This window comes from Alloacidobacterium sp., assembly GCF_035631355.1.
GTDB lineage: Bacteria > Acidobacteriota > Terriglobia > Terriglobales > Acidobacteriaceae > Alloacidobacterium.
On sequence record NZ_DASQIX010000034.1, the window covers coordinates 1 to 12715 of the forward strand.

At 57.0% G+C, this 12715-nt stretch carries 9 protein-coding genes and 1 pseudogene; 5 read left to right on the forward strand and 5 right to left on the reverse strand.

The genetic code is table 11. From position 1 onward, the window contains the following. Positions 1 to 228 precede the first annotated feature (228 nt). Positions 229 to 624 (forward strand): hypothetical protein, encoded by a 396-nt coding sequence (locus tag VEV40_RS06075; RefSeq protein ID WP_324830881.1) that lies wholly within the window; start codon positions 229 to 231, stop codon positions 622 to 624. 309 nt (positions 625 to 933) lie between these two features. Here VEV40_RS06075 and VEV40_RS06080 read toward each other — a convergent pair whose 3' ends face one another. From VEV40_RS06080 to VEV40_RS06100, 5 genes are all read right to left on the reverse strand, one after another. Continuing rightward, positions 934 to 2070 (reverse strand): universal stress protein, encoded by a 1137-nt coding sequence (locus VEV40_RS06080; RefSeq protein ID WP_324830883.1) that lies wholly within the window; start codon positions 2068 to 2070, stop codon positions 934 to 936. A 1-nt stretch (position 2071) separates the two neighbouring features. After that, complete coding sequence (locus VEV40_RS06085) at positions 2072 to 3901, reverse strand: sensor histidine kinase (RefSeq protein WP_324830885.1); 1830 nt, start codon at positions 3899 to 3901, stop codon at positions 2072 to 2074. Positions 3902 to 4087: 186 nt separating this feature from the next. After that, complete coding sequence (locus VEV40_RS06090; RefSeq protein WP_324830886.1) at positions 4088 to 5623, reverse strand: hypothetical protein; 1536 nt, start codon at positions 5621 to 5623, stop codon at positions 4088 to 4090. Between the two features lie 140 nt (positions 5624 to 5763). Beyond that, complete coding sequence (locus VEV40_RS06095) at positions 5764 to 7512, reverse strand: chloride channel protein (RefSeq protein ID WP_324830887.1); 1749 nt, start codon at positions 7510 to 7512, stop codon at positions 5764 to 5766. Further along, a complete protein-coding gene (locus VEV40_RS06100) occupies positions 7509 to 8696 on the reverse strand; it encodes a tetratricopeptide repeat protein (RefSeq protein WP_324830888.1) in 1188 nt (395 codons plus the stop codon). The genes VEV40_RS06095 and VEV40_RS06100 overlap by 4 nt, the downstream gene beginning before the upstream one ends. Positions 8697 to 8821: 125 nt before the next feature. Between VEV40_RS06100 and VEV40_RS06105 the strand changes: the two genes are divergently transcribed. The 4 genes and pseudogenes from VEV40_RS06105 to VEV40_RS06120 all read left to right on the forward strand — a co-directional run. Continuing rightward, entirely contained in the window at positions 8822 to 9814 is a 993-nt protein-coding gene (locus VEV40_RS06105) for an aldo/keto reductase (protein WP_324830889.1), read from the forward strand. After that, complete coding sequence (gene larE, locus VEV40_RS06110; RefSeq protein ID WP_324830890.1) at positions 9814 to 10659, forward strand: ATP-dependent sacrificial sulfur transferase LarE; 846 nt, start codon at positions 9814 to 9816, stop codon at positions 10657 to 10659. The genes VEV40_RS06105 and larE overlap by 1 nt, the downstream gene beginning before the upstream one ends. Positions 10660 to 10897: 238 nt before the next feature. Next, positions 10898 to 12232: a nickel pincer cofactor biosynthesis protein LarC gene (larC, locus tag VEV40_RS06115; protein ID WP_324830891.1), complete on the forward strand. Its 1335-nt coding sequence runs from the start codon at positions 10898 to 10900 to the stop codon at positions 12230 to 12232. 67 nt (positions 12233 to 12299) lie between these two features. Then, positions 12300 to 12715 (forward strand): annotated as a pseudogene (locus VEV40_RS06120) (1-(5-phosphoribosyl)-5-amino-4-imidazole-carboxylate carboxylase); the annotation flags it as partial.

Here is a 12715-nt window from a genome sequence, read left to right on the forward strand (position 1 = left end):
TTGCTATCCAAGAGAAGCCTATGGTTGAAATTGAATCGGAGTGGATGGCGAGAGCGTACCACTGCCGAATCCCACGTCTCTGCGAGACGTGGGGCACCCTCATTCGTTGGAGGCGAACTTTGAGATCTGGGCCACCCGCCCTGCAGGGGTTATAGGAGTCGGATTTACTGCCTATCAGGGTATTCACGCTTTCAATGAAGCAATCGACACCTACGAAGGATGTACGCCATGACACCCATTAACGGCCATCCAGATCATCTTGATGACAAAGGACAGGAAAAGGCTCTTCTAAAGTATTTCAGCATTATCATTGCTGTGATCATCGTTATATTAGGAATCATTTCACGATGGTTACCTTCTATTGATCTTCCTCTGCGTGCGGGCGTACTTACCGCTACATCGTTCGGAACCACAATGATAATAGAAAGGAAAGAGCTTAAGCGTCCAACAACGCTGGTAGTCCTCGTCGTTGGGGTATTGGTTCATCTTATCGCTCTTTGGGCAATTCGTGATTACCTCGCAGCTGCCAACATGTGGGTGGTTGGGGTTGGCGCATTTATTGAATGCTTATTGCTGCTTATCTTAATAGAATTAAGTAAACCTGCAAACGAGAGGTGGGAGTAATTTGCTTATCAGTCGCCGCTTGACACGCCTGCTACTATAAAAATGAAGCAAAGCTTTCTGAAGAAACGCCCGCACCACGGGCGTTTTGCTTTTGCTGGCGCAATCCGTTCAGAATGAGTAATTTAGCTAGAATAAGATGTAACAACAATAGAATGAGGAACTTGCCAAAAAAATAAGGGGCCAGCTCTCAAAGTGCGAAGAAAATTACGCCGCCGGATCGTAGAGAGAGAAGCACTGTAACTTGTATAGAAACGAGGAACTTACAAAAATAGAGGGTGGGGTAAACAGGATCGAGCAGCTGATGTAGCGTCAGCGCTTTTCCTTGCTCATAGGCACCACCTGGACGGTGGTGTCGCGGACCTCGGCAAGAAAGCGATTGATGACCGAGCCATGCAGCAGGATGTCGAAGCGTGAGCGCGCCGACTGGCCGAATACCACGTGAGAGATGTTCTCGCGCTTGGTGAAATCGATCAGCGCGTCCGCAATTTTCTTGTCTTTAAGCACGATGACCTTTGCGCCAAGATCGCGGGCCATGCGCTCGTATTCTTCCATCCGCTGCTGCGCGCCGGGGTCGTTGTTGCGCAGGTCAGTTCCAGGCGCTTCCACATGGACGGCGTACCAATTCGTTGCCAGGCGTCCGGCAATGCGCGCGCCGGCACGGATGATCCGCTCAGTGCCGGGTCGTGGCGAGATGCAGACCAGCACTTTTTCCGGCATCGGCGCTTGTTCCAGGCCTTGAGTGCGGCGGTATTCGGAGGCGGCGGTACCGACTTGTTCCGCGGTTGTGCGCAGCGCAAGTTCGCGCAGCATGTTGAGATTACCCTTGCGGAAGAAGTTGGCCAATGCCTGCTCAATCTTTTCCGGGGCATAGATTTTGCCTTCACGCAGGCGTGTCCGCAGCTCGTCAACTGTAACATCGACTGTTACAACTTCATCGGCGCGCTTCAGAATGCTGTCAGGCACGGTCTCGCGGATGTGCGTGCTGGCCGAGCGCGACACGGCGTCATTCAGCGTCTCAAGGTGCTGGACGTTGAAGGCCGTCATTACATTGATGCCGGCGTCCAGCAGATCCAGAACATCTTCATAACGCTTGCGGTTGCGCGAGCCGGGAACATTCGTATGCGCCAATTCATCGACAATACAGATTGCGGGATGGCGCGCCAGGATGGCGTCAACGTCCATCTCCTGTAGCTTGACCGAGCGGTATTCAATCTCTTTCAGCGGAATAGTTTCGAGGTCGCGGACGAGAGCAGCGACTTCCGCGCGCCCATGTGTTTCGATAAGTCCGATAACGATGTCGGTGCCCTGCTTCCGCAGAATGTGGGCCTCTTCTAACATGCGATAGGTTTTGCCCACGCCGGGGGCGGCACCGAGGTAAACACGCAATTTCGCGCGCTCCTGTGAAGGGGTTTGGGAATCTGTGCCGAGATCAATTTGTGCGCACATGTCAGCCAATCTCCACCTGATGGCGCGAAGGCGCTGTGGTTGCTATGGGCAGCGTGAAGCTGAAGGTCGTTCCCTGGCCGAGTCGGCTTTCGACTGAGACCTGGCCGCCGAGCGTTTCCACCAGGCGGCGAACCAGTGCGAGGCCGAGGCCGGTGCCTGACCCTGAGCTGTCCGCGAAGCGGCCAAAGATGGTAGGGAGACGCTCCGCTTCGATCCCGCGACCGCTGTCGCGCACGACGAACTGAATACGTTCTTTCAACTCAGAGGCTTCCAGCCGGATGTGTCCGCCAGCGGGGGTGTAGCGCATTGCGTTCGAGAGGAGGTTGTCCATAATACTGCGCAGCGCGCGACGATCCACCTGAATGTGAGAAAGATCGGCGAATGCGTTGACGAGAATTTCAATCTTCTTCTCGCGGGCCTGCTCGCGGAAGCGATGACATGCGTCGTCAAGGACATCGATCGGGCGCAGGCGCTCAATCTTCATTTGGCGACGGCCGGTGTCTAGCTCGGCGACTTCAATCAGATCGGCCATCAGGTCGTCGAGCCTTTCAGCTTCGTCGCTCGCACCTTCCAGAATCTCCGCCTGTAGAGGTCGCAGCTCGCCGGCATGGCCGCGCATAAGCGTATAGATTGCCAGACGCAGGCGTTCAAGAGGGCCGCGAAGCTTTTCCGAAGCCACAGCGAGAAAACGAGTCTTGAAGCGGTCAATGTCCTGCAGTTCGGTGACATCTTCAAGCACAGTGACCGCGCCCAGCAGCTTGCCATCGCCATCGCGCATAGGCGAGGTGCGCAGACGGTAGCTGCGCTGCGCGCTTCCGATGCGCATGGGAAGCAGTGTCGCGTCGCCTTCGCCCGTCATGGCGCGCTGCATGGAGACCGCATTGCGCACAGCATTGAGAATTTTCTCGCCGCCCGGAGTGTTGGCCAGCGCCATTCTGTCAGTTGCGGCTTTGCCGAGCAGTTCGCTAGATGCCTGGTTCAGCTTCAGCACATGGCCCTTCGCGTCGGTGACAATGACCGGCTCGAAGATGGACTGGACAACAGCGTCGCTCAGCTGTTGTTCCATCTGGCGGCGGCCGGCTTCCGTCTCACGCAGGTCGCGCAGGCGAATGGCCATGCGGTTGATCTCGTTCGCGATGTCGCCGAGATCGTCACGTGTGCGCCATTCGATGCGCTGGTGCAGGTCGCCCTGCCCAATGAGGCGCACCGTATGCGCCGTCCGGCGGATGGGCAGGATAACGAACAGCATCGATATAAAGCCGATAGCTATGGCGGCCATGATGCTGATGCCGGAAGCTGCGATAAGGCGCGCGCGCAGCATGAACCGTTGGTGATCGAGATTGGCCATGAGAGCGGCCCGGCTGCTGAAGAGCGTCCTCAAATCATCAGAAATGGATTGGTCGATTTCATCCAGTTGCGGACGCAGTGTCTCGAATGCGAAGCGCTGCCATGTGTCAGGCGCTGCGGCTTTGAGCCGTTCGAGAAGGTGCGCATGCTTCTGCTGAACGTTCTGCAGCGAGAGTGCAGGTTCGTCCTGTGCGAGTGTCTTTACCGCAGTGGACATGCGCTGCCCGGTAATTTCGCCTTGGGCAAGCATCAATGTGTAGAGGTTGCGATCGGGAGCCGATGCCATATGTCCCGTAAGCACCTGCTCGCGGGCGATGGACGCCTGCACCTGCGAGAGTGCGCTCACGGCACCGTCCGCCGCCTGCTGCTGTGCGTCGAGCGCGGAAAGATGCACGAATGAGTGGCGGACGAGCATACCCAGTCCGGCAACAAGCGCAATCAGCAGCAGGAAACCAAGGATGAGTCTCTGATACAGGCTCAGCATGTAAGGAAAGACGCTACTGAGTACACAGTGTACAGGGCACAGGGCACTTGAGCGCAGAGATCAGAGTGCACGATCCAGATTAATGAGGCAGGCGGAAGAGCCATCAACTAAGTCTGCGCGACGGCACGCCAAGACAGACCATTGGATTTCTTTCTGTGTCCTGCGCCCTGAGCGCTGTGCCCCGCCTTACGGCAGCTTGCAAACCATCACAGCCGCATTGTGGTAGGGGCAGGCAAGTTGCGTGCTGGCGCGAGAATTTAACAGTAGCCACGTCACGCCTGCAGGCTTGAGGCGCGCGATTCTTGCCTGGTCGCCTATTTGGTCGAGCCCCGTTTCGAGGTCGCGCTGAATTTTCCAGCGCTGCGCAAGCTCGGGGAAGATAGCCGCTACGCCGCCGTCTTTCAGGTCGTCGACCAGAGCGCTCCGTACAGCCGTGGCGCGAAAGCCCTGCGTGTCTTCCGAGGCTACCTTTGTGTAATTTGAATCGAGCGCGAAGACAGCGTCCTTTGGCGTGTTCTCGCGTATCCAGAGAAAGGCCTGCTGCCATGGGTTGCGTGGCGCAGCGAAGGGCCATTCGACATGAGCGGATGCTGTATAGACCTGCTTCTGCGCCACGGCCATCAATCCGGCAATAAAAAGAAGCAGTGCCATTCCGAAGGGGGAACGGCGTCCGCGAAGATATTCGGCGAGGAATGCGCCCAGCAACAGAATGCCGACGATGTAGATAAGCTGGAATGCGCGCAACGGCTGAATGCGCGCCAGGAAAAAGCTGCCGCTGGTGTGTACAAAGCAGGCAGCGGCGGCAGATGCGGTCGCGCCGATTGCGATACAGGAGAAACACAGGTTTCTGGCAACGATATTGTGAGTGCGGAAGGCGGCCACCAGCATGAGCAGGAGGGGAAGGACAAGCCCAAGCACCTCATACCAATGCCAGAATGATAGGAAGAAATACGTGCGAGTCAATGCCGCTTCCCGGTATCCGTCGGGAAGAGTGGCGTGGCGTGTGGCGAAATAAATGACAGCGGAACAGGAGAATGCGGCCAGGCAGGCGGCTGCGAGCCAGCGCCAGTGCCTTCCGCTGATAAGGGCGTACGCCGCAAGAAATCCTGCCAGATATGCCGCCATAAGCGGATGCAGTGCGGCGACTATGGCAAACCACAGGGCAGTGCGCTTCCAATCACGGTCAATGCAGGCAGTAATTGCAAACAAAGAGAGTGGCGTCGAAAACGAGCGAGCGGTCACATAGGGGTCCATGACCCAAAGCGCGGTGGCGGCTACAGGAAGTGTGAAAAGAGTACTCGCAAGCAGTGTGGCGCCCCACTGCAGATGTGTGTCACGGAAAATTCGCCGTGAGAGCTTAAGGCACCCAAGCAGAAACACAAAAATCGACAGCAGATATGCGCCAAACAGTCCTATCTCAAGCGGGATGTGGAAGAGCCTGATTGTTTCAGCAAACAGGTGCGAGAAGATGGAGAGGCGCGTATGCGCTGTGACAAAGCTCGCATCGATGCTGAAGACTGAAGGGTCCAGCATCTTACGAATGCCAGCGACGTAGATGCCTGCATCATCCGCGAAAGGATGATAACCATGGATGAGCAGGACAGACGGTGTAAGCAGCGTGAGGGCTACCACATCGATGATCGCCAGCGTAAGAGGCCGGCACGAAATCCGCTCTTCAAGAACAAGCGTAGAGGAATTTACTTCCAGAACAGTGGAGCTCAAAATAGCAACCTCGCCCAAATTGGCAGGGAAATACTTGCAGTGGGTCACAGGGGTAGACGTAAAAAGAGGCCAGCTTGTCTCGGATGAGAGCCTATTTTTCTCTATCGAGGTAGATGAGTCAGAGAGCGAAAATGTTGGCCCTAATGTTCCTGATAACAACGAAGCACGTCATCCTGCGTGATGACGCCTTCAAGCTTTCCCCTGCTGGCGCGGTTTAGGACCGGGAGCACAGGCCAGCGCGGAAAATAACGGAGCGCATTTTCAAGCGGCATATCGGGGAAGAGGACTGGGGACCGCTCTGCTGGCAGGGTGCGCTCAATCGGCGTGTCGCGTGTCGAGGCGGCGCTGGCGGTCGTCAATTCATCCATGCTCACGGCGTACCACGAGCCATCCCATAGTGATACGAGCACGGCCGACGCATGGCTCGCGGAAAGTATCAACGCCACTTCGCCAATCGCCTGATTGCCTTTGACTACGGGCACGTCGACCGGCCGTAGAGCGTCTTCCAGATGCAGCTCGGATTCTTCGCGCGCCTCTTCCATCGAAGGCAGCGCAAGGCCATCCTGATGCGTAAGCACCTCGAAAATGGGGGTAGGCTGCAGCGCGCGCGACATAAGATAGGCGATCATGTTGGCCAGAATTACGGGCACGATAATCGAATAGTTGCCGCTGACTTCAATCACCATAAAAACGGACGTCAGCGGAGCGCGCAGGAACCCGGCAAAGAGAACGCCCATGCCCACCAGCGCGTATGCGCCAACGGTCCCCGTCAAATGGGGGAAGAACAGCTTCTCAAATGAGCCGACGGACGCGCCCAGCATGCCGCCGATGAACACCGTTGGTGCGAACATGCCGCCGGGAGTCCCGCTGGAAAAAGACAGCGTAGTCGCCAGAATCTTCAGCAGTGCCAGTGCGAGCAGCAGCTTCCATGCAAACTGGCCGTGCATAGCTTGGTCTAAGGCTTCATAGCCGGGCCCCATGACCTGCGCGAAGCCGAAGAAGCCAATCAGGCCGACCAGCAGGCCCGCCACGCATGATTGGCAATAGTATGTCCAGCGCGGCAGAGCGCGCAGACGCGGTCGCAGGTAGCCAAGAGATTTCGAGAAGGCCAGGGCGGCGAACCCTCCCGCGACGCCGAGCACCGCATAGGCGATCAACTCACGTGGGTCGCGCAATTCAATTGGCGGGATACGGAACATGGGTTCTGGTCCCCAGAACCAGCGTGCAACCACCACGCTTGAAATGGCGGAAAGGACAATCGAGCCGAGCACTGCGGCACTCCACTGGCCGATGACCTCCTCAATGACGAAAAGAATTGCCGAGATGGGTGTGTTGAAAGCCGCAGCCAGGCCGGCTGCCGCGCCAATGGGTGCGAATAGGCGCAGACGCTGCCTTGAAAGATTCAACTTCCGTGCCACCATTGAGGCAATGCCCGCTCCAATCTGCAGCGATGGGTCTTCCGGCCCTAACGAGTGCCCACAGCCGATGGCCAGCGCTGAGGTGATGAATTTCCCGATGACTGTCTTGAACGAGATATAGCCGTTGTAGATATATAAGGCGGCCTTGGTCTGGTTTATTCCGCTGCCTTGCGCCGCGGGAAAGAAACGCTGCACCAAGGCAGCAACAAGCAGCCCGGCAAAAGCAGGAACAAGTATCAATCGAAACTGACCAGCGTGCGGGGCCGAGCCGAGCGTCAGAATCTTGATCCATTCAATAGCGATGCGGAAAGAAACCACCAGCAGGCCCGACAGTACTCCAATAAAGATCGACAGCACGAGAAAGAGCCGATCATCGCGGGTGGGCGCAATCTTTTCCAACTCCAGCTGTGTCAGCCGCGCCGCCGGTTTTGCGGGTTGCGATGCGCTTTCCCGTATTGGCTGCACGCTCATAGTTGCTCGACTGCCTCAGGCGCTTCAGCAATTTTCAGCAGCAATGCATCATCGCCCATGGGAGCACCGCATTGCTGGCTGGTGACCCGCTCGGTTTGATAAACGAGTTGCATGATGGTCTGTTCAAGCTGCGGATCCTGTTCCAGTTGCAGTAGGCTGAGCTTGTCCGGCAGATGCTGCCATTGATCGGCCAGGGCTTGCAGCTCCGGTAGAACGGCAGTCTTAGTGTTGAGGCACTCTGCGAGCCGCTCCTGGGCGATTTTTCTGTTGCTCAAAATACGATCGGCACGTGCACGAAGGCTCAGTTCAGGTCCCGGAAACAGCAGCAGAATGTGGTCGGCATCGGCGAGCATGTCGCGGAAATGCGCCTGAGCCTCGGTGGGCTGCTTTTCAAATTCGGGATGGTTGAGAGCGCGCTCCAGATACTTCTTCGCCTGCAAAAAGCGATTGAGTGCATAGGCTGTGCGCCCTGCCCCTTCCAGCGCCGCCAGGCGCTCCGGTCTGTGTTGCAGCGCTCTCCGATACAGATGCAGCGCGTTGGCCTGGTCCTGCGCACTTTCCAGCAGGCCAGCTATCTGCAGCTGAACGTTGATGTCATCCGGCGCATTGCCCGCTGCGATCAGCAGCTCATTTCGTGCGCGATCATAGTGTTTGCGGTCTATGAGATATTGCGCCAATTCCAGCCGGACCTCGCGGCGGCGGGTATAACCATCGCCTTCCCAGGTTCCGTCCAGCGCTTCCTCGTAATGGTCAAGCGAATTGGCTTCTTCGCCCTGTTTAACCGCCAGCCGCGCGAGCTGCAGGTTTACCATTCCGCTGCCCGGACGCGATTCGAGCAGCGTGTTGAAGTATGCGACGGCTTCCTGCGTGCGCCCATCTGCCGCCAGCGCCTCGGCTAGTTCGATCTGCAGGGTTTCATCATCAGGAGCGTAGGCCAAGGCCGACCGCAATGCGTCAATCGCGGCAAGAGGTTGACCTGCGTGCAGCGCATACTCGCCGCGTGCAAGCCACCGCTTCGCGAGTCTCTGGCGATGGATGGTAAAGGAATGAAACAGCGCCAGCGTGACAAAGAAGAGAACGATGACAATGAGGAGCAAACTCGATAGAGCCAGTGTGTCCCGCAGTATCAGCTTCTGCCTCTGCTGCCGTTCCTCTGGGGTGAGGGTCGATCGTAGCTCGAACACGGCCATCCCCTCCTAGACTATCGCGCTCGGAACTGGCCCACTAGATTCATGCACTGATGTATCGAATCAAGCGAATCCCATTCGTCATCCTGCGCGCAAGGAGTAGGATGGCCTTGAGGAGCAATATGATGGAACGGCGTGAATTTCTCAAGTCAGCCGCAATCACAGCGCTCGCCTCAACGCTCGCATCTCACGCTGAGGCTGCGGATACAGCCGGCATGCCCTACCGCACACTGGGCCGCACCGGCGCTCGCGTCTCCCTCGTCGGACTCGGCGGCCATCACATCGGCAGGAGCTATGTTTCGCAGGACGAAAGCACCCGCATTGTCCGCACTGCGCTTGATTCGGGCCTGAATTTCCTCGACAACTGCTGGGACTACAACGATGGCCTGAGCGAAGAGCGGATGGGCATCGCACTTAAGGACGGTTACCGAGAAAAAGCTTTCCTGATGACCAAGCTCGACGGACGCACCGTTCAATCCGCCCAGCAGCAGCTTGAACAATCGCTGAAGCGCCTGCAAACTGACCATATCGATCTGATCCAGATGCACGAAGTCATTCGCATGGACGATCCTGAGCGCATTTTTGCGGCGGGTGGGTCGCTTGAGTATCTCGAAAAGGCGAAGAAAGAAGGCAAGGTGCGTTTTATTGGATTCACCGGGCACAAAAGCCCGGAGATACACCTGCACATGATCGAGACTGCAACGAAGCACAACTATACTTTCGACACGGTCCAGATGCCTCTGAATGCGATGGACGCGCATTTCGATAGCTTCGGCAGCAAAGTCATCCCAGTGGCAAAGAAGCTGAACATGGGCATCCTCGGCATGAAACCGATGGGTGACGGCGTCATTCTCAAGAGCAATGCCATCACTCCGGTCGAGTGCCTGCGCTATGCCATGCACCTGCCCGTCAGCGTCGTCATCACAGGATGCGATTCCATGCAGGTCTTGCAGCAGGCGCTGGATACAGCAAAGAATTTCCACGGCCTCAGCGAGACAGAGGTCAGCGCTATCCTGAAGAAAACTGAGACCGTCGCGCAGAACGGTCAGTTCGAGCTATACAAGACGAGCCACAACTTCGACGGAACGTACCACAATCCCCAATGGCTGGGCTGATGACGGAACTGGAAGAAAAACAGCGGCGGCTGGAAGCTCGATTGCGCGAGCTAGGCAGCATCATCGTTGCTTACTCGGGCGGCGTTGACTCCGCATATCTTGCCTGGGCCGCGCATCGCGTACTTAACGACCGGATGCTGGCGATCATCGCCGATTCGGCCAGCCTGCCGCGCCGTCACTACCGCGAAGCTGTCGAATTTGCGCAGGAGCAGTCGATTCCGTTGCGCACGGTCGTGACCGATGAGCTGGAGCGCGAAGAATATGCCGTCAATCAGGCCAACCGTTGCTTCTATTGCAAGGACGAGCTTTTCACCGTGCTCGAAAAAGAACGTCTGCGTCTCGGTTTCTCGGCAGTTGCTTACGGTCTGAACATCGACGACAAAAAAGACTTTCGCCCCGGACAGCGAGCGGCGTCTGAACATGCGGTTTCCGCTCCACTGGCGGAAGCAGGACTAACCAAGGCCGACATCCGCGCGCTCGCACGGGCTGCGGAGCTGCGCGTATGGGACAAGCCCGCGTCCGCATGCCTGTCATCACGTATCGAGTATGGCCGCCGTGTAACGCCGCAAGCGCTCCGCATGGTGGAAGAGGCCGAAGAGGGGCTGCGCGATCTGGGATTACGCAATTTCCGGGTGCGCCACCACGGTAACATCGCGCGGATTGAAATTGCCGAAGCCGAGTTGCCCTCGGCGTTGTCACCCGCAACATTCCGGCAGATGGGCAAAGCTGTGCGCGCCGCAGGCTTCCATTATGTTGCGGTAGACTGTGACGGCTACCGTTCCGGGTCGATGAATGAAATTCTCCCGGTCGATATACTCATGAAAACCTCGGAAAAAGCTTCATAGGGGTTTCAAGTAGAAGCATTGGGCTGGATATTTTTGAAGAGGTACGGCTTTAATGCTTGCGGGAAAAAGCTCATCGGTTTCGTAAGGGCATGGCTTCAGCCATGCCATAAGTGCGGCAAAATGAATGTGGCTTTAGCCGCTGAGGTAATTGTTTCTCTGAAAAGAGACTATTCAAGCACCGGGCTTTAGCCCGGTGAATACGACAGGAGATTGAAGGGCTTCAGCCCCGGATCGCTTCATGCGGATTGGTTACCTCGATTGTTTTGCCGGCATCAGCGGGAACATGTTGCTCGGTGCGCTCATCGATGCAGGTGTTCCGCGAGCATTACTTGAAGAAACTGCAAATGCGCTGAACATCGGCGCGAGCCTGAAATTCTCATCCGTTGACCGCAGCGGCATCACGGCAACCAAAGTCGATGTGCTCGACGCAGCCAGCGGCGAGATCGCTGAGCACAAACATCTCTCCCCTGAATTGTCATCCCGGCCGGAATCGCATGGCGACGAAGCGGGACCTGCGGCCCATCACCAACATTCCCACGATCACCACCACGAGCACGATCATTCACACGACCATCATGAGCATAGACACATTCAAGGAAGAAGCTGGAAACAGATTCGCGAACTTGTCAAGCATGCGTCTCTCCCATCTGACACAGTTACTCTTGCCCTGCGCGCATTCGAACTGCTGGCTCATGCCGAAGCAAAGATTCACGGCGTACCAGTCGAGATGGTTCACTTCCATGAAGTCGGCGCGGTCGATACGATAACCGATATCGTCTGTGGTGCAGCGGGACTGTGTTCGCTTGATGTCGATAAGTGGTTTGCTTCGGCAGTGAACGTAGGCAGCGGATTCGTCGACTGCGCGCATGGCACGTTTCCCGTTCCCGCGCCCGCTACGGCGGAACTGCTCAAAGGCATCCCGACGTATTCGACTGGCATTCAGAAAGAACTGACGACGCCGACCGGAGCGGCTCTTCTCAAGGCGCTTGACTGCAGCTTTACAGATATTCCGGTGCTCACGACAAAAGTGATCGGCTATGGTGCGGGCACGCGTAATCCAAAAGACTTTCCCAATGTGCTGCGCCTGAGCATCGGCGATGCTGTTGCTTCAAACAAAGCAGATGGTGAGCGTGTCACCGTGCTTGAATGTGCTGTGGATGATGCGACTCCGCAGCTTGTGGCACATGCCATGGAGCGCATTCTCGAAGAAGGCGCGCTCGATGTGATGTGCACTCCGGTCGTGATGAAAAAAGCCCGCATGGGCAGCCTGCTCACCGTGCTTTGCCACCCTGATCGTCGTAAGGCATTTGAAAATCTGCTGCTGCGTGAAACAACAACGCTCGGCATTCGCGTTCACGAGGAAAGCCGCGTCATTCTGCAGCGCCGCTTCGTCGAAGTCGAAACGGAGTATGGCAGCATACGCATCAAAATTGGGTCGCGCGATGGCGAAGACCTGAACTGGATGCCCGAGTATGAAGATTGTGCACGCGCGGCGCGTGAGCATGACATTCCATTGAAGCAGGTCATGCAGGCCGCGCTGGCAACAGTCGCAGACACGAAGGTGAAAGCATGACTCCTTTGCGAAACCTCTGCGCTCTCTGCGTCCTCCGTGGCGAAATGTTTTTCTCCGGGAGAGCAGCATGACGCGTGACGCCATCCTCGCCCTGCTGAAGCAGGTCGAAACCGGCAGCGCATCTTCCGCCGAGGCCCTCGAAAAGCTATCGCATCTGCCCTTTGAAGATGCGGGCTTCGCCAAGATCGATCATCACCGCTCACTGCGCCTCGGGCTTCCTGAAGTCATTTACGCCGCCGGAAAAACGCCCGAGCAGGTCGCCGAAATCTTTTCCCGCATGGCGCTCGCCGGAGGGGATGTGATCGCGACTCGCGCCAGTGTTGCCGCATGGGATGCGGTGAAGCAGATGGTTCCGGAAGCTGAATATCATACCGAAGCTCGAGTCATTGGACTTCGTCAGACCGGTGCATCACCCAGCGCAGGGCCGCTTGCTGTATTATGCGCGGGCACCAGCGATATTCCTGTTGCTGAGGAGGCTGCGGT

Bases quoted from the DNA above. Each gene is read 5' to 3' on its own strand.
- VEV40_RS06075 (WP_324830881.1), top strand. From the start codon at position 229: ATGACACCCATTAACGGCCATCCAGATCATCTTGATGACAAAGGACAG.
- VEV40_RS06080 (WP_324830883.1), bottom strand. From the start codon at position 2,070: ATGTGCGCACAAATTGATCTCGGCACAGATTCCCAAACCCCTTCACAG.
- VEV40_RS06085 (WP_324830885.1), bottom strand. From the start codon at position 3,901: ATGCTGAGCCTGTATCAGAGACTCATCCTTGGTTTCCTGCTGCTGATT.
- VEV40_RS06095 (WP_324830887.1), bottom strand. From the start codon at position 7,512: ATGAGCGTGCAGCCAATACGGGAAAGCGCATCGCAACCCGCAAAACCG.
- VEV40_RS06105 (WP_324830889.1), top strand. From the start codon at position 8,822: ATGATGGAACGGCGTGAATTTCTCAAGTCAGCCGCAATCACAGCGCTC.
- larE (WP_324830890.1), top strand. From the start codon at position 9,814: ATGACGGAACTGGAAGAAAAACAGCGGCGGCTGGAAGCTCGATTGCGC.
- larC (WP_324830891.1), top strand. From the start codon at position 10,898: ATGCGGATTGGTTACCTCGATTGTTTTGCCGGCATCAGCGGGAACATG.